Here is a 24,874-nt window from a genome sequence, read left to right as displayed (position 1 = left end):
CTGACGCCCCGCCCATATTGAGGCCCTTGGGCATGGGCACCGAAGAGTTGCAGAAATAACCTCCGGTCGACGCCGCACAAAGCGGCCAACACTAACGACAGGAGACAACATGCAACAAGTCGATGTGCACGCCTTGGCGGGTCGATCGCGCTTCAATGGATTCCACGGGCTCGTTCTTTTCTGGTGCGTGCTGATCCTCATCATCGACGGCTATGACCTGGCCGTCGTCGGGGCAGCACTCCCGTCGATCATGAAAGACATGGGGGTCGATGCAACAAGCGCCGGCGTCATGGCCGGCTCCGCGCTGCTCGGCACGATGCTGGGGGCCATCTTTCTTGGCACCTTGGCGGATCGAATCGGGCGCCCTCGCATGATCGCGGTGTGCGTTGCGCTCTTCAGCCTTTTCACCGCTGCGGCCGGTTTGACCAACGACCCGATCAGCTTCAGCGTCGCCCGCTTCATCGCCGGCCTGGGCATCGGGGGCGTGCTCCCCATCGTGACGGCGCAGATGGGCGAATTCGCTCCATCGAATCTGCGCACACGCCTGGTGACTCTGGTGTTTGCCGGCTATTCAGTGGGCGGCATTCTTGTCGCCCTGACCGCCAAGCAACTCATCGAAGGCTACGGGTGGCAGTGGGTTTTCTACGTGGCAGGACTCCCTGTGCTTCTGATTCCACTCATCCTCAAGACGATGCCGGAGTCGCTGTCGTTCCTCGTCAAGAAGGGTGACCAACGACAGCTCAGGGCGATGGCGGCAAGGATTGCGCCTGAGCAGTTGCATGCAGTGGACGCCATCTACGGTGGATCGCCCACCGACAAGGTGCGCGCAGCACCCATACGCAGCCTGTTCGAGGAAGGCCGCGGGCTCAGCACCGTGATGATCTGGGTCGCATTCATGACGGGCCTTTTCATGGTCTACGCGCTGAACTCGTGGCTCACCAAACTGATGGCCATGGCGGGGTACAGCCTCGGCTCCGCCTTGAACTTTGTGATCGTCTTCAACGTCGGTGCCATTGTTGGCGCGATCGGTGGAGGCCTGCTGAGCGATAAGTTCAATATCAAGCACGTTCTGATCGGCTTCTATGCCGTAGGTGCCATATCGCTGACCGCACTCGCCTATACGAAGTCGACCGAGCTGCTGTTCCTGGCCGTGTTCATCGTTGGTGCTTCCACGTTGGGCACGCAACTCCTGGCCTATGCATACGCCGGCGATTTCTATTCGCCCGCGACACGGTCAACGGGCGTGGGCTTCGCATCCGGCATTGGCCGCATCGGCGCAATCGTCGCGCCGGTTCTGATCGGTTGGCTTGTCTCCTTGAAGCTTCCCATGGAGCAGAACTTCATGGCGATCGCGGTTGCCGGGCTTCTAGGGGCTATCGCCGTCACGTTCGTGAACCAGTCGCGAGCCGACTCGACGCGCGCCGGCGCCGTGAACGCATTGGCCAGCTAGCAAGCAAAAGCCCGCATCGGAATGTCCGTATACCCCACGCTACTGACGTGATCGGACATGGCCGCAAAGGCACACGGTGGATAGAGTGAACCGACAAGGCGCCTGCCGGTGAGCAGGCGCGAAGGAGACAAGAATTGCAAGCAACAGATCGTGGTTTCGTGATCACGGGTGCAGGTTCCGGCCTGGGCGCAGCGACGGCCCGACGCCTGATGAGAGCAGGGGCTTCCGTCCTTCTTTTGGACCGGGACATTGCCGCAGCGCAAGCCCTTTGCGATGAGCTGGGAGAGCGGTCCATTGCAGTCCGGGCCGACGTCACGTCCGCGGCCGATGTCGAGAACGCGCTGAGTCTGTTCCGCGAAGCCTTCGGCGACCTCCACGGCGCCGTCAACTGTGCCGGGGTGGCGCCCGCAGAGAAGGTGCTGGGGCGCGAGCGCCCCCACGACCTGGATGCCTTCGCGCGCACGATCCAGATCAATCTTGTCGGCACCTTCAATGTTCTGCGGCTTGCGGCCGCGCAGATTGCGAAGAACAGCGCCGCAGAAGACGGCGAGCGCGGCGTGATCGTCAACACGGCGTCGGTTGCCGCCTTCGATGGCCAGATTGGCCAAGCGGGATACGCCGCCTCCAAAGGAGGGATTGCCGCCATGACTTTGCCCGTTGCAAGGGAACTCGCGCGCGTGGGCATTCGGGTGGTGGCCGTGGCGCCGGGGATCATGGAGACGCCGATGCTTTCGGCCATGCCGGCTGAGGTGCAGCAAGCGCTTGGGCAGATGGTGCCTTTCCCTCCGCGCTTGGGTCGTCCGGACGAGTTCGCGGGCCTGGTGCTGCACATCATCGAAAACCAGTACCTCAACGGCGAGGTGATTCGTCTCGACGGTGCGATCCGGATGGCTCCCAAGTAAGGCAAGGATTTTCCGAATGAACCGAGTGACCGCGCCCGCGTTGAGCGCAGAAGTCCTGAGAGAAGCCGTGGATTGGGCCATCTCCAGTCGGCGCAGCGTACGGGCTTTCCTGCCCACGCCCGTGCCTTCCGAGGAAGTCGAAGCCATTCTCTCGACGGCGCGTTACAGCGCCTCCGGCATGAACATGCAGCCTTGGCGCGTGCATGTGTTGACCGGCGAGGCGAAGGCGAAGCTGTCCGAGGCTCTGGCCGAGCTCGACGACGACCCGGAAGGTTCGCGGGACCTTCAGGAGCCCTATGACTACTACCCGCGCGAATGGTTTTCCCCGTATATAGAACGGCGCCGAAAAGTCGGTTGGGACCTGTATGGCCTGTTGGGAATAGCCAAGGGCGACAAAGAGCGCATGCACAAGCAGCATGGGCGCAACTACCGTTTCTTCGACGCACCCGTCGGGCTCTTCTTCACCGTGAATCGCGAGCTCGCTGAAGGAAGCCTGCTGGACTACGGCATGTTCCTGCAGAGCGTGATGATCGCAGCGAGGGCGCGGAATCTTCACACCTGTCCTCAGGCAGCCTTCCTCAAGTTCCATCGTCAGATCGCCGACTTCCTGGAGATCCCCCTCGGGCAGATGCTCGTGTGCGGCATGAGCCTTGGCCATGCCGACCCTGCTTGCGTCGAGAACTCGCTCGTCACGGAGCGCGAGCCCATGTCGACCTTCACCACGTTTCACCACACCGCCAAGGAGACAAGACCATGAGTGCGAAGTCCTATGGAACGGGCCTTGACCGCTGCGAAGCGAACCATGTGCCACTGACGCCGCTTGGCTTCCTGGATAGGGCCGCCCTCGTGCATCCGAAGCGCGTGGCGGTGGTGCATGGCGATCTGACGCGGACGTGGGAGCAGACACGCGAGCGCTGCTATCGCCTCGCGTCGGCACTTGTCGCGCGGGGCATCGAGCCGGGCGACACCGTCTCCGTCCTCGCGCCCAACACACCGGCCATGCTGGAAGCGCATTTCGGCGTGCCGCTGGCCGGTGCGGTCCTCAACGCCATCAATCACCGTTTGGACGCGGAGGGAATCGCGTTCATCCTGCGGCACGGCGAGTGCAGGCTGCTGCTGGTCGATCGCGAGTTCTCCGCTGTCGTCGCCGCGGCGCTGAAGAAGCTCGACCATCCGCCTTCGGTGATCGATATCGAAGATCATCTGGCACCGCCAGGCGAGCGCATCGGCGAGGCCGACTACGAATCGCTGCTCGCAAGTGGCGATCCGGATTTCGCGGGCCGCTGGCCGTCTGACGAGTGGCAGCCCATCGCCCTGAACTACACCTCCGGAACGACGGGCGATCCCAAGGGCGTGGTCGTCAGCCACCGCGGCACATACCTGATGAGCCTGCTCCAGAACACGAACTGGGCCGTTCCCCGGGCGCCGAGGTATCTGTGGACGCTGCCCATGTTCCATGCGAACGGCTGGTGCTTTACGTGGGCCATCACGGCAGCAGCCGGCACGCATGTCTGCCTGCGCCGGGTGTCCGCCGAAGCGGTACTGCAGGCGATCGACGTGCACCAGGTCGATCATCTCTGTGCCGCGCCCATCGTCATGGCCATGCTGGCGGACTCCGCGCGGCACACCCGGTTGAGCCGGCCGGTGCGCGTACTGACCGCAGGATCGCCTCCGCCGATCTCCGTGCTGGACGCGGTGTTGGCCATGGGCTTCGACGTGGAGCATGTCTTTGGCATCACAGAGGTATCCGGCACGCCGGTGAGCTGTGTCTGGCAGGACGGGTGGGACGACCTCCCGCCGGCCGATCAAGGCAAGCTCAGAGTGAGGCAGGGCGCGAGGGCCGCCATGTTCGAAGGCCTCATGGTCGGCGACGCGGACACGCTCGATCCTGTTCCTCGGGACGGCAAGACCGTCGGTGAATTGATGCTGCGCGGAAACACGGTGATGATGGGCTACTTCAAGAACGAAGCGGCCACGCGCAAGGCACTCGCGGGCGGCTGGTTCCGCACCGGCGACGTCGCGGTGCTCCATGAGAACGGCTATGCCCAGATCACCGACCGTTCGAAGGACGTGATCATCTCGGGCGGAGAGAACATCTCGTCCGTTGAAGTCGAAGACGTGATTCATGGACATCCAGCGGTGCTGCACGCCGCCGTGGTCGCTCAGCCAGACCCGAAATGGGGCGAAGTCCCTTGCGTCTTCATTGAACTGCGAGCCGGCGTTGCAGCACCGACCGAAGAGGAGATATTGAATTTCTGCCGCGAACGCCTGGCCCACTTCAAATGTCCGCGCCGCGTGGTGTTCACAAGCCTCCCCAAGACCGCCACCGGAAAAATCCAGAAGTTCCGATTGCGCCAGGAAGCGGGAAGCACGGAAGCCATCACCAGGTTGGCAACTCATGATTGAGTGCATGCCGGCGGTGGGCCCCGCGATCCAGGCTGGGTACTGCTTCTCGCGCGTCCATCGCTTCGATGACAAGCAGGTTCGCACGTTTGCACGGGCCGCAGGGGACGAGAACCCGCTGCACCACGACGCAGACTTCGCGCGCAACACGCGATTCGGTGGACTGATCGCGAGCGGGGCGCATACGACCTCACTCTTGATGGGCTTGGTCGGGTCTCACTTGGCCAAGAGGGGCCATGTCCTGGGCATGAGCTTTTCGGTCGATCTGCTGTATCCCGTATTCGCAACTGAGACCGTGACCCTGGCGTGGGTCGTGACATCCACATCGGCCGCCGCCCGCCGGAAGAACGGAAGCGTTCTCGAACTGGAGGGTTCGATGAAGGACGCCAATGAGCGGGTCAGCGTGCTCGCGTACGGCAGGGTCTTGTTCGATCCGGAACTCTAAGTCGAGGTCACGCCCCGAGGGGTGACCCGTTTCGCTCGGGCAAGCAGGCGCCTGCCCATTCTTAAAACGAGCTATTGGAGACAGAAATGATCAATCTGGATAGGCCCTCTCGCGCTTGGCCAGGGGCCGCCGCCGCCACAGCACATCGTGCAAGCAAATCGGACCCTGGACGCCCTCTGAAGAAGGCGGCCGCGCTCTTGCTGGCGGCACCCCTTTTGTTGGTTGCTTGCGGCGGCGGTTCTTCGGGTGCAGCGCCTGCGGTGCCAGTGGTGGCCAAGTCGGCCGAGGCCGCGTGCAAGGAATTGCAGGGCCAGACTTTCGAAGGTGCAGTCGTTGCCAAGGCGCAGTTTTTTCCGACGGCGGGAGCAGTTCCCGAGAACTGCCTCGTACGCGGCGAGATGCCCAAGGATCTGGCCTTCGAAGTCAGGATACCAACGGCGTGGAACCATCGGACCGTCTTCATGGGGGGCGGCGGATTCGATGGTGTGATTACCGCCAGCGCGTCCAGCCCGGGCGTGGCCGAGAGGGGTTATGCCACGATCGCGACGAACCACGGGCACTCCGGGTCGAGCCTTGAGGGAAGTTTCGCCCTGGATGCCGACATGCTCAACGACTACGCGTACCTGGCGGTGGCACGGGTGCTTCCTGCGGCAAAGGCGATCATGAAGGCCCGCCTGGGCAGCGCAGAAGTCGCCGGCGCGAAGATGGTGTACGAAGGTTGCTCCGGCGGTGGACGCTAAGGCCTGATCCAGGCGCAACGGTATCCAGACGCGTTCGACGGCGTCATTTCGCGCGCACCCGCGAATGCCTACACGCCACAGTTCCTCTACTACCAAAAGCAGATGAAGCAGTTAGCCAAGCCCGGCGCAGCCCTGAGCAAGGCGAAGGTCCAGACCATTGCCAATGCCGTGATGGGCCAGTGCGACGGACTCGACGGGCTCAAAGACAATGTTATCGGTCGGCCCGACCTTTGCACGTTCAACCTGTCCGCGCTCAAGTGCACAGGCGCCGAGTCGGATTCGTGCCTGACGGATTCCCAACTGGAATCGGCCAGGACGATGTACGAGCCCACCAGCGTGGCAGGGGGGCGCTACAAATGGCCGGGATTTCCCTTTGGAGGAGAAACGGCCGACCCGGCGCTTCTGCAAGCCTGGGGTGGACTCGGCCCGATGCTGCTTGGCGGCGACTTCATGAAGTACTTCGTCGCCCAGAGCGCGACCGCGGATCCCCTGCAGATCGACCCGGCGCAGTACACATCGCGTCTCGACTATCTCGTCGGCTTGATCGATGCGGTGAACCCGGACCTCTCGCGGTTCAGGGCACATGGGGGCAAGTTGCTGCTTTGGCATGGCCTGACGGATTGGTTGATCACGCCGCATAACACCACGGACTACTACAACAAGGTGATTGCCTCGGCGGGTGGCCAGACCGCGGCGGACCAATTTGTCGAGTACTACCAGGCGCCTGGCGTCGATCACTGCGCCAACGGGCTCGGTGTCGGAAAAGGCGCTGACCAGGTTGACTTGGTCGGGCCCATGTTCGACTGGGTCGAAAAGGGCGTGAAGCCGTCGAGCAAGAAAATCGTAGCGACCAATAGCTTGGCAGCGCCGGGGACCAAAGCCATGCAACGCCCGCTCTGCAAGTATCCGCAGTTCGCAAAGTACAACGGTAGCGGCGATCCAGACGCTGAATCAAGCTTCATCTGCACGCCCCCGTAGCCACCCGATCAGCCATTCGGCCGCAACCCTGACCCGGCGGGGGCGGCAGAAATCTTTGGCTAACCAGCGGCTGTTGATTGGAGTGAACCCCTGGGGCTGGACCACTGGGGTAAATCAGAACTGATGCGCTGGCCGGGCCTTCAACCAGGAGAAGGTCATGTCATCGAGAGGGCTTCCGGGGATGTCAGGTGCCGTTCGGCGTGTTGCGTGAGCGGCTCGCCGACATGGCTGTGGAGAAGCTCAGTCATCGGGATTGGGTGCCAGCATCCAGTGCATAGCGTTCAGAGGCTGCGCGCACGCGTGAGAGAACAACGCCATTCCTATGAAAAATGAGTGAGTGAATCTCGATTTTTGACGCATTCAAAAAGCAAGAGATGAAGTCTTGGTTGCTCTACTCCGTCGATCGCTGCATCGTGAATGGAGCGCCTTGTAATGCACAAGTGTTGGTTGATGTTAGGCCTGATGCGCCGGTATTTCCTTTTTTGTCGGACTCCACTTAAGAGCTGGCCATAACTTGTCACACGGTTAATCCGAAGCGACGCTCCGCGTCACTTTCCGGGATCAATTGGCGCGTTCTTCTCCGGCGGGGTCTGAGGCATGAATCGTGCGCCTCATGGCGTGGTCGGCGAGTGCATCCGGGCCCGAGCCTGCGACATACATGCTGGCCATGCACGACGAAAGTATTCCCCCGCATGCGAAGTACGCAACGCGTGCGGCGGCTGGTTCTCTTCAATCTCAAAAAAACATTCCCATGATGATGTTCCCCCGAGGATGCGTTTCCGCACTGATGCTTTTGGTGCTCCTGTCTGGCTGCGGCGGTGGGGGTGGCGGCAACCAGGGCAGTGGCCTGGCCGGCCTGTCCGGTCTGGGCGGTGGCAGTCAAGGCAGCAATGGCACCGGCCAAAGTGGCGGTGGCACAGGCGGCGCGAGCGGCACAGGGGGCGGCATAGATGGGGGCACTTCGCCCGTCGCAGCGACCACAGCACTGGTGACCAGGCTCGGCAAGCCCGCCCGGGTGCTGTTCGGGCTCGGCTCCGGTTCCATCGACGAGATGAAGAAACAGGACATTCACCCGGACATCGTGGACACCTACCTGGTAGGCACTGGCGCAGGCGCCTGGCCTACCTGGAACAGTCCCGACGGCGCGTACCTCACATACACCGCGCAGGCCAAGCAGGCCTACGGCGCGATTCCGATGTTCACGCTCTACCAGATGCAGGGCGATCTGAGCGGCATCAACGACGCGGCCTTCATGAACAAATACTGGGGGCAGACGCGGCTGATGTACCAGCTCATTGCGGACCTGCGCGGGCCCGTTCTGATCAACCTGGAGCCGGACTTCTGGGGATTCCTTGCGTCGAAGAGGCCCGACCACGACGCGACGCAAATTCCGGCCGTCGTGAACAACCAGCCGGAATGCGCCGGGCTGCCGAACACCGCCGCGGGCCTCGGCCAATGCCTCGTGCAGATGGGCAGGCAGATCGCGCCCAAGGCGCTGGTGGGATTCCCGCCCTCCTTCTGGAGCGGCACCGCTGCCGAGATCGGCGCGCAGATGCGCGTGGTCGGGGCAGACAAGGCGGACTTCATCGTCGCCCAGACCAGCGACCGCGACGCGGGCTGCTGGGAAGCTGACTCGCCGCCCGACGAATGCAGGGGCCGAACCGGAACGTTCTACTGGGACGCAAGCAACAAGACCAGCCCGAATTTCCACGACTCCCAGAAGCAGATTTCGGACTACCGTGCCGCACTGGGCAATGGCCTGCCGATCCTGTGGTGGCAGACGCCGATGGGCGTGCCGTCCGACACGCCCGGCGGCACTGACCAGCACTACCGCGACAACCACGTCGACTACATGCTGCGCAATACCCAGGAGTACGGCGACACGCACACGTTCGCGATCGTCTTCAGCCCAGGAGGAAGCCACCAGACCTCCATCACCACCGATGGTGGCCAATTCGCCCGCCTGTCGGGCCAGTACCTTGCGCGAGGCGGTGCGGCCTTGAAGTAGCGATCGGACGCCGGAATCGCACTTGATCCGACGGCGACGTATTCGACCACCATGTATGTGGAAGGCGCCCCGGTTCTACATCCTCTTCCTGGATGAACACCAGGATCAGTCAGCCTCGCGAGCCGAAAAGCCTTCAAGGCGGATCGCGGGCTTGTCAATGAAATCAGCGCCTCCAGGAAAGCTGGCGGCCCGTGCCGGGCTCCGCGACTTTTCTGCGCATTAACCAACGGCTCCCATGTTTGACAAAACTGATTTTGCTGCTGCGTTGCTCGTGTTGAGCGCGGTCGTGCTCCCGGGTTGCGGGGGCGGAGATTCGGAAAATTTCCAGGCAGGCGCTACGGTCCCTGTTGTCGCAGGGGGCACCCCGGAGGTCCCCGCTGTCGCGGGAGGCACACCGGAGACTCCCGCCACCACGGGAGTCACCCCCGAAGTCCCCGCCGCCCCGGGAGACACCCTGGTGGCCCGCGTCATCAAGCATCCGGGCGTTGGTGTCACCCTCTCGGATCTCGCGACGCTCAAGGCATACGTCGACCAGGGCAGGGAGCCATGGGCGTCCGGCTTCGAGCAAGTGGCGGGCAGTCCCATGTCCAGGCTCAGCTACGGAGGGCATGGCCCGTTCGCGAAAGTGAGCCGCGCCCCTGACGAGAATCTCTGGGCCTGGCGCAACGACATGGTCGCGATCTCGAATCTCTCGCTGATGTGGTACTTCACCCGTGACGAGCGATACGCGGAGAACGCGCGCAAGTTCCTGCTTGGGTGGGCCACCACGCAGACGGAGTTCTCGGGTCGCGAGTCGATGCTCGACCTGGGCGACTACGCGCTCCAGTTCGTGGGCGGCGCGGAAATCCTGCGCGCCACATGGCCGGGCTGGAAGGAGTCCGACACGGCGACGGTGAAGAAGTACTTCAAGGACGTCCTGATGCCGGCGGCGAACCCCTACGGCGAAAGCTCGTTCGGCGCCGCCAACAAGGGCGCACTGTCCCTCACCGCGCTTGGGCTGATGGCGATCTACAACGACGACATCGAGGCATTGGACAAGGTCGTCTACCAGGCCCGCACGCTGGCCCACATCGGGCTGAGAAATTCCAACGACATCGGCATGCTCGGCGACTCGCTGCGCGACCAGGGGCATGCCTATGGGCAGCTCAAGTCGCTGACCATGCTCGCCGAGGCGCTCTGGAGCCAAGGCATCGACATCTATTCCGATTTCGACAACCGCCTGCTGGCCGCGGGTGAGTATTTCGCGAGAGTGAACGAGCGCGTGCCCACGGCAGCGCTTCCTTTCGGCACCACCGATCGCTACTACCTCACCGACGTCACCGGGCACGGCTGGGACGGCGCCAATGGCGGGAGCGTGGCGCTGACCCAGATCTATGGCGCCTACGTCCTGCGCAAGGGTCTCCAGGCCCCCTTCATCGCGCAGAGGCGCCTCCGGATGCCGGTGGACGGCACCAGCTTCATGTTCCTCAAGGACGCCGACACGTCGAAGGCGACACCGCCGCCGGCGCTGCCCATTCCTTCGACCGCCTCGATCACCTCGGGATTCAGCAATGCCGACATCGGGGGCGCCAGCCCGGCCGGAACGGCCACATACGCCGACGGCAAGTGGAACGTGGCTGGGGCAGGCCGGGGTATCTGGGGCGCACTCGACAGTTCCCACTTCGCCTACAAGGCCCTCACCGGCAACAGCGCCATCATCGCGAAAGTCGAGTCGCTCCAGAACACCCACCCGTCCGCAATGGCGGGCGTGATGATGCGCACAAGCCTGGATCCAGACGCTCCGCGCGCCTGGATGGCGATAAATTACAAAGGTGAAGCCTTACAGAACATGACGAAGCTGGCGGTGTATGGCGGCTCGAACTACGCGAACAAGGTTGCGAGCTCCGGGCCCACTTACTGGGTGAAGCTCGAGCGCATCGGGAACATCATCACCGGCTACGTTTCTCCCGATGGCACTAATTGGGCCGCCACCGATGTCGGCCGCATCGATGCCCCCGTTCCCGACACGGTCTATGTCGGATTGGTGGTCTCGTCGGTCACCAGCCAGCTAAACAACAGCGTCTTCAGCAACGTGCAGATCACCGGCGGCGACGGTGGTGCGCCGAGCGTCATCCCGGCGGCGCCCGCCATGCTGCTGGCCTCGCCGGGCGATGGCGCCGTCCCGTTGCGCTGGCAGGCGTCCTTCGGCGCCAACGGATACACGGTCGGCCGCTCCGAGTTCAGCGGCGGACCCTACGAGACCGTCGCGTCGGGCGTCACGGGCAGCAGCTATACGGACACCTCCGTGGTCAATGGCACCACCTACTACTACACCGTCACGGCGAGCAACTCCGCCGGAACGAGCGGCCGTTCTCCCATGGACAGCGCCACGCCGGCCCGTCCGATGGTGAACGTTGCCACCGGCGGCACCGCAAGCGACAGCGCGGGCAATGCGACCCAAGCGAAACGCGCCTTCGACCGGAACTCGCTGTCGCAATGGCTCTACGTGGGCACGACCGGCTGGCTGCAGTACGACCTCGGCCATACGGAGCGCGTCCAGCGCTATGCGATCACCAGCACCACCAACCCGGTCCCGCGCGATCCGAAGGACTGGCAGTTCCAGGCCTCCAACGACGGCGTCACCTGGACCACGCTGGACACGCAAAACGACCAGGTGTTTGACTACCGCCTGGAACTGAAGACCTATGCGATCGCGAATCCGGCCTCCTATCGCTACTACCGGCTCAACATCACAGCCAACAACGGCGACAGCACCCTCACGGATCTTTCCGAACTGCGGCTGTTCGTTTCCAAGTAGCCGTAGTGAACCCGATGCGCGATGGACGGGCACGCCCATGGCACATCTCTTCCAACTCCAAGCAATACGCCAAAAAATGCCACAGATTTCAAGAAAAATAAGTGAGGTGTCCATTGGCAGATCGTCTCCAGTTTCATCGACGTTCCCCCGCAACTGGAATCGCGCGCGGCTCATCGCGATCGGCGTGCTGAGCACATGGGTCGCGGCTTGTAGCGGTGGGTCGTCGGGCACTTCGACAGAAGCACTCATTGCAGGCACACCCGCAACCGCACCTGCACCCGCGCTTGAACCCGCACCCGCCCAGGGCACCTCCTGGAAGAGCGTGAAGTTCGGCGGCATCGGCGTGATGGCGGCCGATCAGAACATCTACGGACGCATCTACGTGAGCGGCACCGGCCGGGGCGCGTTGTACAGCAACTGAACCCCGTCGCTTCATCCCCGCATCGCTCATGCGCAAGACCGTGCGGGGTGCTTCACATATCGACGCAGCGCTCGACTGCTTGTTCTTGCCGCCCTTCCAGTTGGCGATCTTGTGCCGGCCTTCAATGGCACTGAACACCTCCGCTTGCTGCCCTACGGAAGCTCCCGTGCGCTGACCGGATCGGCCGTCGGCGGCAGCGCACCGCGCGGGGGGCTGGGCGCAAGCTTGCGCGTATCGGGCAGCACCGGCGCGGCGTTCACCCCGCGCAGCATGATGTTGTCGGTGTTGGGCTGCGTCTGCAGCTGCTGGCCGCGGATCTCGTCGTAGCGGTCGTAAGCGAAGGCCTCGGTCGAGGCGCCATCGCGCATCACCGTCGGGCGCAGGAACATCATCAGGTTGCTCTTGGTGCGCGTGCGGTTCTCGTTCTTGAACAGGTTCCCCAGCACCGGGATGTCCCCGGCCAGCGGCACCTTCTCGATGTTGTTGTTGTAGGTGTCCGACAGCAGCCCGCCCAGCATCACCAGGCCGCCGTCCTCCACCAGCACGCTCGACTCGATCGAGCGCTTGTTGGTGGTCGGGCCGTTCACGTTGGTCAGCGAGTTCTGGTCGACCGTGGAGGTCTCCTGGAAGATCGTCATGCGCACCGTGCCGTTCTCGTTGATGGTGGGGCGCACGCGCAAGGTCAGGCCCACGTCCTTGCGCTCCACGGTGGTGAACGGGTTCACGCCCACCGAGCCCGAGGTGCTGGCGTACGAGCCCGTAGGGAAGGGCACGTTCTGGCCGATGATGATCCTGGCCTCTTCGTTGTCCAGCGTCAGCAGGTTGGGCGTGGAGAGCACGTTGGCATCGCCATCGCTGTTGAAGAAGTTGGCGATCGCGCCCAGGATGTACTGGCCGCCGATCTTGCCGGCGATGCCCAGGTTCAGCCCTGGCTGGATCGAGGAGGCCAGCCCGGCGGCATTGCGGGTGGCCAGCGCCTGGGTCAGCGCCAGGATGTTGGTCTTGTTCAGGCTGGAGTTGGTGCCGATGACCCCGTTGTTGCCCAGCGCGCTTTGCCACTGCACGCCGAAGTTGGCAGCCTTGCTGGCGCTGACCTCCACGATCAGCGCCTCGATCATGACCTGCGCGCGGCGCCCGTCCAGCTTGTCGATGACGGCGCGCATCTGGCGGTACTGGGGCTCGGGGGCGGTGATGATCAGCGAGTTGGTCGTCGGGTCGGCCTGGATCTGGCCGCCGGTGGAGGGCTGGTTGGCGGCTGGCGAGCCGCTTTGGCCGCCCGTGCCGTTCTGCGTGGCCTGCTGTGACACGGCGCTGCTGCCGTCAGCCGCACCCGCGCCCGTGGTGCCCGATGGCCGGTTCGCAGCCATCGCGGCGCGCAGCGTGGCCGCTAGGCGCACCGCTTCGGCGTTCTTCAGGTAGACCACATAGATGTTGCCGGCAGCGCCATTGCTGCTTTCCGCGGGCGGGCGGTCGAGCTTCTCGATCAGCGTGCGCACGAGCTGCGCTCGCGCCGGGTTGGCCGCGCGCATGAGCACCGAGTTGCTGCGCGGGTCGGCCAGCAGCGTGGTGCGAAACGATGCATCGGCGCCACCCGGCGCTTCGCTGACGCTCGGTGCGCCCGACGCACCGCCATCGATGAGCCGCTGCACCAGCGGAATCAGGTCGGTGGCGATCGAGTGCTTCAGCTGGATGACCTCGACATCGGAGGCATTCGGCACATCGAGTGCCGCGATGATGCGTGCGAGCCGCCGCATGTTGTCGGCGTAGTCGGTGATCACGAGCGAGTTGCTGCCCGGGTTCACGTTGATGGTGTTGTTCGGCGGAATCAGCGGACGCAGCACCGGCATCAGGGCGTTGGGCGACTCGTGGTTGAGCCTGAAGATCTGGGTGACGACCTGGTTGCTGGCCGACGCTGGCACGGCACCGATGGAGGTGTTCACGGCGACGCTCTGCAGCTTGGCGCTGGCTTCGAGCACCACCTTGTAGAGGCCGTCGGCCTCCACCACCGCAAAGCCCTGCAGGCGCAGCGCCGCGGCGAACTGGTTGAAGGCGGCGGCCGGCTGCACGGCGCGGTCGGTCACGAGGTCCATCGTGCCCTTCACGCGCGGATCGACCACCACATTGCGCCCGGTCACCACCGCCATGGTGCGCGCCACGGCCTCGATGTCGGCGTTGGAGAAATTGAGCGTGATCGGACTGCTGCGAACAACAGGCGCTGCCGCGGCCTCGGCCGGCGCGGGCGTCTCCGCCGTCCGTGGCTCGACAACGGCAACGGCAACCGCCTGAAGCGTGACTCGCACCGAATTGCCTTGCAGCTCTGCCGTGTACGGCACCGGCTGCCGGAGATTCAACACCACCCGGCTGCGCTCGCCGGCCTGCACCACATTGATCGAGCGCAGGTTGGGTTGATTCACTTCGATGGCAGCGCGCCCGACATCGTTGGTGGCGCCAAGGAAGTCCAGTGCGATGCGCGCGGGGCTCGCGACCGAAAAACTGCTGGGCACGGCGGCGAGCGGTCGGGCCAGGTCGATCTGGATCACCTCCACACCCTGTTGCATGGCGCTTGCGACCGCCTTGATCGCGTTCTGCGCGCAGGCGGTGCCGACCGCGCCGGCTGCAAGCAGGCCCAGGCACACGGCCCGAAGGCGGAACCGGAGAGCGCCCCGTGCGCCGAGGTCTTTCACTGGCGGGCGGGTTGTCTCAGATCGAATGACCGAGCACCATCGCGACGCCGGGTTGCTTGTTCGGCCGGACGAAGCTGTCGCGTGTCAGGCGTCCCATCTTGATGGTGAGCGTCTGGGTGTTGAACCACTTGTCATAGAGCGCATTGATCTCGCCGCTGGCGTACAGCTGCGAGAGGCTCCGGTCGACCGCCGCGAGCAACGCGGCGTCGCCCTTGCGCACCATCACGGCGTACGGTTCGACCGACAGCGCAAGCCTGCTCAGGCCGAGCGTATCGATCCCCTTGTCGTTCGACACGAGGCCCTGCAGCAGCGAGTCATCCTGCGCAAACGCTTGCACCTTGCCTTCCTTCAGGGCCTTGTAGGCCTCGCCGTTGTTGTCGTAGGTGGTGAACTTCGCGTCGCGCAGCTCGCCGTCGCCCAGTTGCTTGAAAAGCTTCTCCGAGGTCGAACCCTTGGCCAGCGCGATCGGCATGTTCTTCAGGTCCTTCACCGTCTCCACGTGAAGGCTCTTGTTCGTCAGCACGCGCATCCCGGCGACGAAGAAGGTGTAGCTGAAGTCCACCTTGTCCTGGCGCGCCATCGTGTTGGTGGTCGAGCCGCACTCGAGGTCGATTTCGCCGGCGAGCAGCTTCGGAATGCGCTCCGGACCGGCCACGAGCTTGTACTGGACCTTGATGTCGGGAAGCTTGAGTTCGCGCTTGATCTCCTCGACCGCGTGCAGGCACAGATCGATCGAATAGCCGACCGGCTGCTTCTGTGCATTGACGAACGAAAAAGGCGGCACGGCTTCGCGCACGCCGAGCACGATCGTGTGCGTTTCGCGGATCTTGCTCATCGTGTCGGCGGCCTGCGCCGGCAGTGCCGCCAGCGCCATCAGCACGGGGACCAGGGGAATCATTGCGGCATGCAGCAGCCGCAGGGGAAAAGGGAACATGGGGGTACTACGCCAACGGCGGTTTGAATTTCGATGTCGATCACACGCCGTTGCTGTCTCGCCGACCCTCGGGGGTCGCGTTCGCATCCACCGCCCGGCATCGCTCGCAAGAGATTCGGTTCTTGCGAGCGATGCGGACCCCATGTGTCATTCGGTAACCTTGCGCGCTGATTGTTTACTGAAACGTGTGCCTTCCATTGGCATGAAAAATGGAATTCAAACGCTCGTTTTTCGAGTCAATCGCCACGTTCTGCCGGCGCTCGAGGGAGCCATGGTCGTTCCAGCTTTGTCCTGGACTTGCGACAACTCGCCCATCGGGTCAAAGACGCTCACGTTCCAGTAGGTCGGAACGTAGTCGTGCCCTGCCAGCGCAAGGGCATTGCCGACAACAATGTGCACTATATTTCTGAACGCTGATGACGAAAAAGGCCGAATCCAGACTGCTTTGTTGAGCCACTTCACTCACAGCCACTGCACGGCGTATTCCCTGACAGCGGGATAACCCGTACAAGCGAAGTTTGTGAAAGCTGCCTAATAGTTCATGTTGCATTTGAAGGCGGGCAAAAAAGTGCACTTTCTTGCAGCTGGCCCTAACTTGAAGGAGACACATGAAAACTCATCAGCCTTTGGCAGTTTCCGCAATCGTTGCAGCCGTTCTCGCCAGTGGGTGCGGTGGTGGCGGCAACAACAACACACTTCCTTTCATCGGATTCGGCAATCCCCCTGTCGCCACGGTGCCGCCCCCGTCAGGCCCTGCGGCGCTGACATGTGATGACACGCTCAAGGCCAATTTCAAGCCTGACGCCAGCACCAGTGTTGTTGCGGTCAAGTCATTCAAGAAGGGAGACGCCCTCGTCCTGGGTGGCGCGGCGACGGCGGCAACGCCGGTGGCTGCCAACGACGTCTGCATGGTCAAGCTGAATGTGGGGCCTGGAAACCCTGGACCCGAAGGCGCCCCTTCAACGTCGCCCGGCATCGGCATCGAGATCTGGCTGCCATCGAAAGCAGCCTGGAATTCGCGCATTCATGCGTTGGGAGGCGGTGGTTGGCAAGGGGGTGTCGCCGGCAGTGCGGCAGCGATTGCGAGCAGCGACGCGGCCAACGTGGCCGGCAAGGAAGGCGCTGTCTCATCGACCACGGATACCGGGCATTCCTCGCTCGCGGGCGGCTCGTTCGCAATGAACCCGGATGGCACCATCAACAAGACGTTGTGGACCGACTTCGCGAGCCGAGGCATTCATGAACAGGCCGTCAAGACGAAAGCACTGGCGGCGGCCTACTACGGAACACCGGCCAAGTACGCCTACTGGGAAGGAGGCTCGACGGGTGGACGCCAGGGACTGAATCTGGCGCAGAACAACCCCACCGACTTCGACGGCATCATCGCCAACTATCCTGCCATCAACTGGAGCAGGTTCATCACCGCTGAGCTGTATCCGCAGATCGTCTTCCAGCGCGACCTGGGTGGTGTTGCACCGACCCAGGCTCAGCAGGATCTGGTTTCCAACGCTGCCATTGCCGCATGCGATGTGGTGGCCGGCCAGCACCTGGGCTATGCGCTTGACCCCGCGTCTTGTACGTACGACCCGACGACAGATCTCACGGTTCTCTGCACATCCGACGGTGGAACGAACGGCACGAGCGCGTGCGTCACGAAAGCACAAGCCACGGCCATCAACAAGGTCTGGTACGGCATGACCGCCGACGGCTCGGCACCGTCGCCGGCGACCGACAACGGCTGGTCTGCGGCTTCGTCCTCCACGTTGCTTGGTTCCGCTAACCAGCGCTGGTACGGACAGAGCCGCGGCACTTCGCTGTATGGCGCCATGTTCGCTTCTTTTGGTCTGAACGGCCTGACCAGCCCGAACGGTGCATTCCCCATCGCGTCCGATCAGGTGGCGCTCGAGTTGCAGAACTCGACCATCGGCGACCCTTCGTTCGTGAATGCGACCGGCAACGGCCAATCGCTTTGGAAGCAACTGAGCTACGCGCAGTTGAGCAATGCCTACGACCGCGGCGTGACGCTGCAGCCGCAGTTCGGAAACATCAACACGGACAACCCGGACCTCTCCGCGTTCAAGAATCGCGGCGGCAAGATGCTGACCTGGCATGGTTTGGCCGACGAGCTCATCATGGCGCAGGGGACGGTCAACTACTACAACAGCGTGGTCGCCAGGAACGGCGGGTTGAGCGATGTCCAAGGCTTCTATCGACTCTATCTGGTGCCAGGTGCCGGCCATGGCGATCCGAACGGAACGTCCAACCCGGCAGCGGAAGTTCCCTACTTCACGCCGACCCAGTTCTACGACGCACTGACGGCGTGGGTGGAAAAAGGCACCGCTCCGGATGCCCTGACCCTGCAGACCCTTGGCGGTGCCCCGACGAAAACCCGTCCCATCTGCGTGTACCCGAAGAAAATCACCTACACCAGTGGAGACATTGGCTCAGCGGCGAGCTACACCTGCTCGTAGTTGCGGCCACTGTCAGAACTCGTGGGGTGGAGTCAGGCGACTGAACTGCGCTTGCAGCCACTCTGCGAGTGGATCCCCGCCATATCAACCCATGGTGACTGCCGTCAGGGTCAAAGCCGGCAGGTGCCGAGAGACTTCCTCGTTCCACATCGTCAGCCGCGAGCACGAGCGGACTGAGAGCCACACCCAGGCCGGCAGATGCAGCTTCCACAAGCGCGGCGGCGAGCAGGGCGTTGGCGTTGTTCGCCTGCAGTCTGCCGCTCGCTGGGATGGCGATTTCACGGCCATCGCGCAGGAACTGCCAATCGGTCGACGGCGAGCGAGTGCCCACGAATGCCAGGCATTCGTGGCCTTCAAGGTCTTTCGGGTGACGTGGCGTTCACGTCGATGGCGCAGCACGCCAATGCCATGGCGGCAAAGCTCGCATCCGGCATCACCTCGGCGGGCCACGCACTGGCTGCGGATACCGAGACCAACCAGGTGTTCCCCATCCTGCCGGACCCGACGGCCACTCCGTGATCCGCCTGGTCACCTCATGGGCAACGGACGAAAGCCAGGTCGACTTGTTCTTGTCTCGCCTCGCCATTGCCGGTAGCGGCGCGTGAGCCGCTGCGTTCTTGCAAGCATCAAGACCGTGCTGACCAGCGGCGAATAGGCCCGCCGATTCGATCGCCCTTCACCAAGCGCCCAGAGCCGGCGCTTGACCATTGCCATCGATGCGAGTGCGGCCATGGTCTTGTCCTTCCAGCGCACAGGGGTGGTGTCGCCCGTCGGGTGCTTGCCTGCCAGCCACTGTGCGGGCAGATCGGGCACGAGTGCGAGCGCGGTGGCCATGCCGGCAATGGCCACGCCGCCTGCGATGACCTTCTCTGCCACCGCCATGCTCCGGATGCCACCCGTCGTCATCAGCGGCATCTTCGCCACGGCCGCGAGCTTCGATGCGAACTCGAGAAAGTACGCCTCGCGGGCCAGCGTGCGGCCGTCGGCGGTGGCGCCTTGCATTGCAGGGCTTTCGTAGCTGCCGCCGGACAACTCGACCAGATCGACTGGCAACTCGTTCAGCCAGAGAATGACTTGCCGCGCATCGTCTTCCGAGAACCCGCCCCGCTGGAAGTCGGCCGAATTGAGTTTCACCGCGACGCAGAACCCCGGCGAGACACGTGTCCGAACCGCTTTCACGACCTCGAGCAGCAATCGCACACGGTTGGCGAGGCTTCCGCCCCAACGGTCGTCGCGCCGGTTGGTCAATGGCGACAGGAACTGCGAGATCAGGTAGCCGTGCGCCGCGTGGATTTCAACGCCGGTGAAGCCCGCGCGTTCTGCCGCCGTCGCAGTGTCGGCAAAGCGGGTGATGATCTCGGCGATCTCGGCCTCGCTCATTGCCCTCGGCATGGCGAACAGCTTGCTGTGCTTGCCAAGATCGAGCGCAACCGCAGACGGCGCCCACGCCTCTTCGCCCATGTTGGCGCGCACCTGCCGGCCTGGATGGTTGATCTGCATCCACGCTTGCGCACCGCGGCTGCGCGCGAACCTCGACCACTCGATGAACGGCTCGATGGCCGTTCCGGCGTCGAGCACGATCCCGCCAGGCCCCGTCAACGCCCGCCCGTCGATCATCACGTTGCCGGTGATGAGCAGGCCGGTGCCGCCGCTTGCCCACGCCCTGTAAAGCTCGAAGATCGCGGGCCCGGGCAGCTGCCCGATGGCCGCCATGTTCTCTTCCATGGCCGCCTTGGCGATGCGGTTGGGAACGACGCTGCCGTTGGGCAGGGTCAAGCTGGAGAAGAGTGGACTGTTCACGTTGCGCTGGCCTTCCGTACTCACGAAGAGAAGAATGCGGGTGATGCTAAGTTTGAAGTCAACTTGAAGGTCAAGCGCCATGAAGATCGGTGAACTTGCCGCGGCAACGGGCGTGGCCCCGTCCGCCATCCGGTTCTATGAAAAGAGTGGCCTGCTGCCGGCGGCACAGCGTGGCAGCAACGGCTACCGGAGCTACTCGAACGATGCGATCGAACGGCTCAGGCTGATCCAGGTCGCGCAATCGCTCGGCTTCTCGCTCGACACGCTTGGGGGCGTCTTCGCAAGCGCCGAAGGATTCAGGAAGGACGAGTTGATGCGCAACCTCGACGTTCGACTCGCCGAGATCGACGGGCTCATGTCGACGCTGAGGTCGCAGCGCCGCGAGCTTCGTGATCTTCGGGAAACGCTGCGCAGCAGCTGGGCTGCGGGTGATTGTGTCGATGCGGCCGCGCTGGCAAAGGAGATGTCGGCGAAACCAGCGCCGATGTCGCGGCGCCTGACTATCCGGTCTTCAGAGGCCCGTTGAACCTGTAAGCACTGAAGATGATTCCGGACGGCATTGCTTTCGTGCTGACGAGCTCGAAGGAGCGCGGTGGCGTTCCTTCCGCAAAGAGGCGCTTTCCAGTGCCCAGCAGGACCGGATAGACGATCAGCATGGCTTCATCTGCAAGCCCATGTTCGAGCACCGTCGATGTCAGCGTGGAGCTGCCCCAGAGGACAAGGTCCGGGCCAGCTTGCGACTTGATGCGTTGAATGCCCTCGACGATGTCCGGTCCAAGGCCCTCGAACGGGCCCCACTCAAGACTTTCCGGACGGTGGGTAACGACATATTTGGTGGCCGCATTCAAGCCGTCTGCCATCGGACTGCTCGGTGCCTTTGGCCAGAAGCCCGACCACATGTCGTAGGTGCGACGGCCGAGCAGCAGATCGAAGCGCCCGCCGTGCGCGGCGAAGACTTCATCCCGGCCCTCGGGCGTCCGATAGGGCGCAGTCCAGTCAGCGTAGGGAAAGTCGTCTTCGCCGGAGGACTGGATCACGCCGTCCAGCGACACGTGCTCCATGATCTTGAGCTTTCTCATTCGGGTCTCCTTGCTTGGGGCCGATAGTACCCATCCGCACGTATGGGTGGAAGATTGGCATCAAGCCTTCTCGGGAGCCAACGCGCCGGCCTTGGCTCTGGACTGCCGAAACAGGATGACAAGTCCGGAAATCAGAAAGTACACAGCCCCGACTGCCGCGTAGCCGCCAAAGGTCTGCACAACGGGCGCCGCACTGCCTTGCTGCGCCACAAAAAATCCCCCGGCCAGCGCAGACTGAGCCCCGCTCAGCATCATCACCCACTGCCCTCGATCGCTCTTGCGACGACGAATGGCCGTCGCCAGCTGAAGCAGCCCCGCAACGATGGCCCACACCCCGAAGATCACCAAGATGATCTGCAGCTTGAGCACGAGCGAAACCACCACGGCAACCGTGACCAGCCCGCTCATCCAGGCATTCAGGACCTGCGTGGGGTTGGCCTTTGCGCCCCCCGTCATCCTGGCGTCCAGCAGGTTTGCCAGCGCATCCCATGCGGGATAGACGATCAGCAGGCCGCTTGCGAATGCGGGCGACCCCTTGGCTGCGGTGAACGCCAGCGCGACCCACGCGAAGGAAAAGGCGGCGCGAATGAAGTAGAGCTTGCGCAGCCACGCGGCTCGCTGAAGAGGGGACTGGTTGGTGTTGGACATGGCATTGGCGGTGAAGACCGCGAGATCGGGTAGGAAGGTCGCAGCCCCTTGGGCGGGGCCGGTGCAGGAGATTCTGTTTCGGCGGCACCAGGCGCGGTATCGGTCGAATGACCGACAGGCCCCGAAAAAGAGCGACTGTGCGATGCTGGGCTTTTGCCCCAGCCATTTCATGTCCGACGACACGACCATTGCCGTTTTCGACGCAGTCCGCGCGCTTGCTTTCATCGGCGACCTGAGCATGGGCCAGCCGACCGACCATTCGCTGCGCACTGCTTGGCTCGCCGGAATGATCGCGACGCAGGCCCGCTGCGACCCATCGCAGGTCGAGGCCGCCCGGCACGTCGCGCTGCTGCGCTGGTCGGGTTGCACTGCCAATGCCCAGGAGTTCGCGGACTTTCTGGAAGACGACGTGCAAGGGCGAAGCGCCCTTCTTGCATCGCAGAAGCCGCGAACGGCGCAGCAGCCGTCCCGCAGCGTGCCCATTCCCAACGCCATGCTCGCCATGGCCAACATCCATTGCGAAATCGCCGGCGACATCGCGAACACGCTGGGCCTGGGTTCCGATACCGAAGCTGCGCTGCGCGCCATCTTCGAGACCTACGACGGCGGCGGCGTGCCCGGCCTTCTGCAAGGCAACGACGTGCCGCTTGCGACGTACGTCGTGGCCCTGGCGAGCGACCTCGAGATTTTCAGCCGCCTGTACGGGCTCGACGAAGCGCTCGCGCTGGCCCGCGGACGCGCGAACAGCGTCTACCCCGGCGCTCTTGTCGACGCCAGCGCACCGTGGGTCTCGACGTGGATGAAAGCGCTGGATTCCGCCGCCCCGCCGTGGACCGACGCTGCCGACCAGCCCGCTTCGATGCTTCGACGGGTCGGACTGGAGCTCGTGGGCGACGTGATCGATCTCAAGCTTCCCTGGATGACGGGTTACTCGCGTCGCGTGGCCCAACTGGCGCGCGATTGCAGCGCGCGTGCCGGCCTGGACGAGGCCTTGTGCCACCGCACGTACAAGGCTGGACTGATCCACGGCATTGGGCGGGCGTCGGTGCCCAACGCAATCTGGAACGCGCCCGAACCGCTGCCGGCCTCGTCACTGGAACGCCTGCGGCTCGTGCCGTACTGGACCTCCCGCGCCGCCGGACAGATCGACGGCCTCGCGCTCGAAGCAGAAATCGCATCCTTCGCCTTCGAGCGGCGCGATGGCTCCGGCTATTTCCGCGGCCGATCGGGTGGGGCGATGCCGCAGGAGGGGCAGATCGTTGCCGCAGCCGAGCAGTGGGTTTCTCTTCGAACCCGCCGCCCGTGGCGAGCGGCGTTCACCGAAGCGGAGGCGCTCGATCGCATGAAGGAAGAGGCCGAGGCGGGCCGCTTCGACCAGGAAGTCGTCGCTGCTTTGCTTGCCAGTGTTCTGTCGCATACGTATACGCATACGCCCGCGAAACCTGTGGCGCCGGCGCGCGGCGAGCAGTCTCTGTCAGAGCGCGAACTGGAGGTTTTGCGCTGCATCAGCCGGGGCGAAAACACCAAGCAGGTTGCTCGTGCGTTGGGCATCAGTCCGCGCACGGTGCGAACGCATGTCGAACGTCTGTTCCTCAAGCTCGAATGTTCGACGCGAGCGGCCGCGACGTTGAAGGCGGCGACCAGAGGGCTTATCTGACGAGACCTCGGGCATGGGTGACCCCAGCCCTTGCGGGACTCCTGAGCAAGCTCGCCACGCTCCCGGCCAATGCAGCCAGGGCCGCCACCGCCAGACCCCAGTGCACTGCGCTGTGGGACGGCAGCAGCCCGAACATCAGGCTCATCAACAGGCTGCCGAGCGTCAACCCCGTGAGTCGGGCGGTGCCTTGTGCGCCACCGGCCGCGCCGCTGCGCTCCTTGGGTGCCGAAAGCAGCATGTTCTGGTTGTTGGGCGTCTGGAAGAACCCGAAGCCCAGGCCGGCGAGGCTCGTGAACACGGCGATCGGCAAGGCCGGGTTGCCGTGCAGCGGCCACAAGGCACACAGCGCCAGGCCGCTTGCGAAACACGCGCTTCCAGCCGCGCACAGCCATGCACTCGGCACGCGCTGGACCAGCCGTGCCGACAGCGGCGCAGCCAGCATCACCGCCAGAGGCCAGGGGGTCATCAAGAGGCCGGCGGTCACGGCGCTCTGGCCCAGCTCGTGCTGGATGTAGAACGGCAGCGCGACGAGGCTGGCCATCTGGCCGGTGAAGCAGCACACGGAGGCAATGACCGAGACCCGAAAGGAATGCACGCGCAGCAGGTCGAGCGGGATCAACGGCGCCGCCTTCGGCATCTCGCGCCGTACCAGCAGGATCATGCAAACGGCCGACAACACGAGCAACGCGCCGCCGTGCAACGGATGCACCACGAGCCGGTCGCTCCCGAGCACGAAGGAGGCGAACATGACCGCGTTGAGCGCGATGCTCCAAACGTCGATGCGGCGCACCGAGCGCGGCGGGCTCGGCAACCCCGTACAGGCGGCGAGCACGACCAAGCCGATCGGCAGATTCACCGCAAAGAGCCACGGCCAGCTTGCCGCGGAGAGTATGAAAGCGCCAAGTGTGGGCCCCGACGCGGAAGCGGCCGCGACGGCGAGCGCATTCCAGGCGATCGAGCGCGCCAGCAATCGACGCGGATAGGTAAAGCGCAACAACGCCAGCCCAAGAGGCATCACGGCCGCACTGCCCAGGCCCTGGAGGCACCTCGCGGCCACGAGCCATGGCAGCGATGGGGCCAACGCGCACAACACCGACGCCGCGGTGAACAGCGCGACGCCGCCAGCGAACACGCGCCGATACCCGAACCGCTCCCCGACAGCGGAAGCCGGCAACAGGAACATGACCACGGCCAGCTGGTAGGCCGTGATGATCCAGACGGCATCGGCGGGTGTCGCCTGCAGTTGCTGGGCGATGCCTGGCAGCGCGATGTTGGCGATGGCGCCGTCGAGCACCACCAGCACGCCCGCGCCCAGGATCGCGGCGACGGCTGCGAAGCGCCGCGGCAGAGGCAAGCCATCGGCGTCATGCACCGCGTTCACCTCCTGGGTTTCGGCGGTGCGGGCCATGGTGGAAGAAGAGTTCGGTCGAAGCGTGGAGGACAACATGATTGGGCAA

General features: G+C 64.0%; 19 protein-coding genes and 1 pseudogene. 13 read left to right on the top strand and 7 right to left on the bottom strand.

Annotated elements, in window-relative coordinates; translation table 11 throughout:
• Positions 1–109 precede the first annotated feature (109 nt).
• The 9 genes and pseudogenes from AC07O3_RS14090 (at position 110) to AC07O3_RS14050 (ending at position 12,144) form a co-directional block, all read left to right on the top strand.
• Positions 110–1,450: an MFS transporter gene (locus AC07O3_RS14090; protein WP_495339602.1), complete on the top strand. Its 1,341-nt coding sequence runs from the start codon at positions 110–112 to the stop codon at positions 1,448–1,450.
• A 134-nt stretch (positions 1,451–1,584) separates the two neighbouring features.
• Complete coding sequence (locus AC07O3_RS14085) at positions 1,585–2,352, top strand: SDR family NAD(P)-dependent oxidoreductase (protein WP_093083000.1); 768 nt, start codon at positions 1,585–1,587, stop codon at positions 2,350–2,352.
• A gap of 16 nt (positions 2,353–2,368) precedes the next feature.
• A complete protein-coding gene (locus AC07O3_RS14080; protein WP_495339601.1) occupies positions 2,369–3,109 on the top strand; it encodes a nitroreductase in 741 nt (246 codons plus the stop codon).
• A complete protein-coding gene (locus AC07O3_RS14075; RefSeq protein ID WP_495339600.1) occupies positions 3,106–4,758 on the top strand; it encodes an AMP-binding protein in 1,653 nt (550 codons plus the stop codon). Before AC07O3_RS14080 ends, AC07O3_RS14075 begins: the two co-directional genes overlap by 4 nt.
• Complete coding sequence (locus tag AC07O3_RS14070) at positions 4,751–5,200, top strand: MaoC family dehydratase (RefSeq protein WP_495339599.1); 450 nt, start codon at positions 4,751–4,753, stop codon at positions 5,198–5,200. Before AC07O3_RS14075 ends, AC07O3_RS14070 begins: the two co-directional genes overlap by 8 nt.
• Positions 5,201–5,286: 86 nt before the next feature.
• Positions 5,287–6,918 (top strand): annotated as a pseudogene (locus AC07O3_RS14065) (tannase/feruloyl esterase family alpha/beta hydrolase).
• Between the two features lie 787 nt (positions 6,919–7,705).
• Complete coding sequence (locus AC07O3_RS14060; RefSeq protein WP_354339441.1) at positions 7,706–8,926, top strand: hypothetical protein; 1,221 nt, start codon at positions 7,706–7,708, stop codon at positions 8,924–8,926.
• A gap of 457 nt (positions 8,927–9,383) precedes the next feature.
• Positions 9,384–11,723 (top strand): discoidin domain-containing protein, encoded by a 2,340-nt coding sequence (locus AC07O3_RS14055; RefSeq protein WP_495339598.1) that lies wholly within the window; start codon positions 9,384–9,386, stop codon positions 11,721–11,723.
• A 184-nt stretch (positions 11,724–11,907) separates the two neighbouring features.
• Positions 11,908–12,144, top strand: a complete 237-nt coding sequence (locus AC07O3_RS14050) for a hypothetical protein (protein WP_495339597.1) — start codon at positions 11,908–11,910, stop codon at positions 12,142–12,144.
• A 152-nt stretch (positions 12,145–12,296) separates the two neighbouring features.
• Here the strand turns inward: AC07O3_RS14050 and gspD are convergent, their stop codons facing one another.
• Positions 12,297–14,828, bottom strand: coding sequence for a type II secretion system secretin GspD (gene gspD, locus AC07O3_RS14045; RefSeq protein ID WP_495339596.1), 2,532 nt, complete (start codon positions 14,826–14,828; stop codon positions 12,297–12,299).
• A 16-nt stretch (positions 14,829–14,844) separates the two neighbouring features.
• Positions 14,845–15,762, bottom strand: a complete 918-nt coding sequence (locus tag AC07O3_RS14040; protein WP_495339595.1) for an amino acid ABC transporter substrate-binding protein — start codon at positions 15,760–15,762, stop codon at positions 14,845–14,847.
• A 608-nt stretch (positions 15,763–16,370) separates the two neighbouring features.
• On the opposite strand from AC07O3_RS14040, the gene AC07O3_RS14035 reads away from it, so the two are divergent.
• Positions 16,371–18,233 (top strand): tannase/feruloyl esterase family alpha/beta hydrolase, encoded by a 1,863-nt coding sequence (locus AC07O3_RS14035; protein WP_495339594.1) that lies wholly within the window; start codon positions 16,371–16,373, stop codon positions 18,231–18,233.
• Here AC07O3_RS14035 and AC07O3_RS14030 read toward each other — a convergent pair.
• Positions 18,181–18,564 (bottom strand): LysR substrate-binding domain-containing protein, encoded by a 384-nt coding sequence (locus AC07O3_RS14030; protein ID WP_495339593.1) that lies wholly within the window; start codon positions 18,562–18,564, stop codon positions 18,181–18,183. The two genes, AC07O3_RS14035 and AC07O3_RS14030, sit on opposite strands and share 53 nt — an antisense overlap.
• Positions 18,565–18,566: 2 nt before the next feature.
• Between AC07O3_RS14030 and AC07O3_RS14025 the strand changes: the two genes are divergently transcribed.
• On the top strand, positions 18,567–18,752 hold the full coding sequence (locus AC07O3_RS14025; protein WP_354339434.1) for a hypothetical protein: 186 nt from the start codon (positions 18,567–18,569) through the stop codon (positions 18,750–18,752).
• Between the two features lie 9 nt (positions 18,753–18,761).
• Here AC07O3_RS14025 and AC07O3_RS14020 read toward each other — a convergent pair whose 3' ends face one another.
• The gene (locus AC07O3_RS14020) at positions 18,762–20,033 is read right to left on the bottom strand and encodes an NADH:flavin oxidoreductase/NADH oxidase family protein (protein WP_495339592.1); all 1,272 of its coding nucleotides are present in this window, start codon (positions 20,031–20,033) and stop codon (positions 18,762–18,764) included.
• A 79-nt stretch (positions 20,034–20,112) separates the two neighbouring features.
• Here AC07O3_RS14020 and AC07O3_RS14015 point away from each other — a divergent pair, with 79 nt between their 5' ends.
• Positions 20,113–20,559 (top strand): MerR family transcriptional regulator, encoded by a 447-nt coding sequence (locus AC07O3_RS14015; protein WP_093047983.1) that lies wholly within the window; start codon positions 20,113–20,115, stop codon positions 20,557–20,559.
• Here AC07O3_RS14015 and AC07O3_RS14010 read toward each other — a convergent pair.
• Entirely contained in the window at positions 20,534–21,112 is a 579-nt protein-coding gene (locus AC07O3_RS14010) for a dihydrofolate reductase family protein (protein WP_495339591.1), read from the bottom strand. The genes AC07O3_RS14015 and AC07O3_RS14010 overlap by 26 nt on opposite strands.
• 60 nt (positions 21,113–21,172) lie before the next feature.
• The gene (locus AC07O3_RS14005) at positions 21,173–21,760 is read right to left on the bottom strand and encodes a DUF308 domain-containing protein (RefSeq protein WP_495339590.1); all 588 of its coding nucleotides are present in this window, start codon (positions 21,758–21,760) and stop codon (positions 21,173–21,175) included.
• Positions 21,761–21,929: 169 nt separating this feature from the next.
• Between AC07O3_RS14005 and AC07O3_RS14000 the strand changes: the two genes are divergently transcribed.
• On the top strand, positions 21,930–23,417 hold the full coding sequence (locus AC07O3_RS14000; RefSeq protein WP_495339589.1) for an HD domain-containing phosphohydrolase: 1,488 nt from the start codon (positions 21,930–21,932) through the stop codon (positions 23,415–23,417).
• On the opposite strand, the gene AC07O3_RS13995 is transcribed toward AC07O3_RS14000, so the two are convergent.
• Complete coding sequence (locus AC07O3_RS13995; RefSeq protein ID WP_495339588.1) at positions 23,410–24,825, bottom strand: MFS transporter; 1,416 nt, start codon at positions 24,823–24,825, stop codon at positions 23,410–23,412. The genes AC07O3_RS14000 and AC07O3_RS13995 overlap by 8 nt on opposite strands.
• Between the last annotated feature and the right edge of the window lie 49 nt (positions 24,826–24,874).

The sequence above is a fragment of the Variovorax sp. GW821-FHT09D05 genome (assembly GCF_059416325.1).
This window is presented reverse-complemented; position numbering and strand designations above follow the sequence as displayed.

Excerpts from the sequence above, each read along its gene's own strand:
- AC07O3_RS14090 (WP_495339602.1), top strand. The coding sequence starts at position 110 with ATGCAACAAGTCGATGTGCACGCCTTGGCGGGTCGATCGCGCTTCAAT.
- AC07O3_RS14080 (WP_495339601.1), top strand. The coding sequence starts at position 2,369 with ATGAACCGAGTGACCGCGCCCGCGTTGAGCGCAGAAGTCCTGAGAGAA.
- AC07O3_RS14075 (WP_495339600.1), top strand. The coding sequence starts at position 3,106 with ATGAGTGCGAAGTCCTATGGAACGGGCCTTGACCGCTGCGAAGCGAAC.
- AC07O3_RS14070 (WP_495339599.1), top strand. The coding sequence starts at position 4,751 with ATGATTGAGTGCATGCCGGCGGTGGGCCCCGCGATCCAGGCTGGGTAC.
- AC07O3_RS14060 (WP_354339441.1), top strand. The coding sequence starts at position 7,706 with ATGCTTTTGGTGCTCCTGTCTGGCTGCGGCGGTGGGGGTGGCGGCAAC.
- AC07O3_RS14040 (WP_495339595.1), bottom strand. The coding sequence starts at position 15,762 with ATGTTCCCTTTTCCCCTGCGGCTGCTGCATGCCGCAATGATTCCCCTG.
- AC07O3_RS14035 (WP_495339594.1), top strand. The coding sequence starts at position 16,371 with ATGAAAACTCATCAGCCTTTGGCAGTTTCCGCAATCGTTGCAGCCGTT.
- AC07O3_RS14025 (WP_354339434.1), top strand. The coding sequence starts at position 18,567 with ATGCCAGGCATTCGTGGCCTTCAAGGTCTTTCGGGTGACGTGGCGTTC.
- AC07O3_RS14015 (WP_093047983.1), top strand. The coding sequence starts at position 20,113 with ATGAAGATCGGTGAACTTGCCGCGGCAACGGGCGTGGCCCCGTCCGCC.
- AC07O3_RS14010 (WP_495339591.1), bottom strand. The coding sequence starts at position 21,112 with ATGAGAAAGCTCAAGATCATGGAGCACGTGTCGCTGGACGGCGTGATC.
- AC07O3_RS14005 (WP_495339590.1), bottom strand. The coding sequence starts at position 21,760 with ATGTCCAACACCAACCAGTCCCCTCTTCAGCGAGCCGCGTGGCTGCGC.
- AC07O3_RS14000 (WP_495339589.1), top strand. The coding sequence starts at position 21,930 with ATGTCCGACGACACGACCATTGCCGTTTTCGACGCAGTCCGCGCGCTT.
- AC07O3_RS13995 (WP_495339588.1), bottom strand. The coding sequence starts at position 24,825 with ATGGCCCGCACCGCCGAAACCCAGGAGGTGAACGCGGTGCATGACGCC.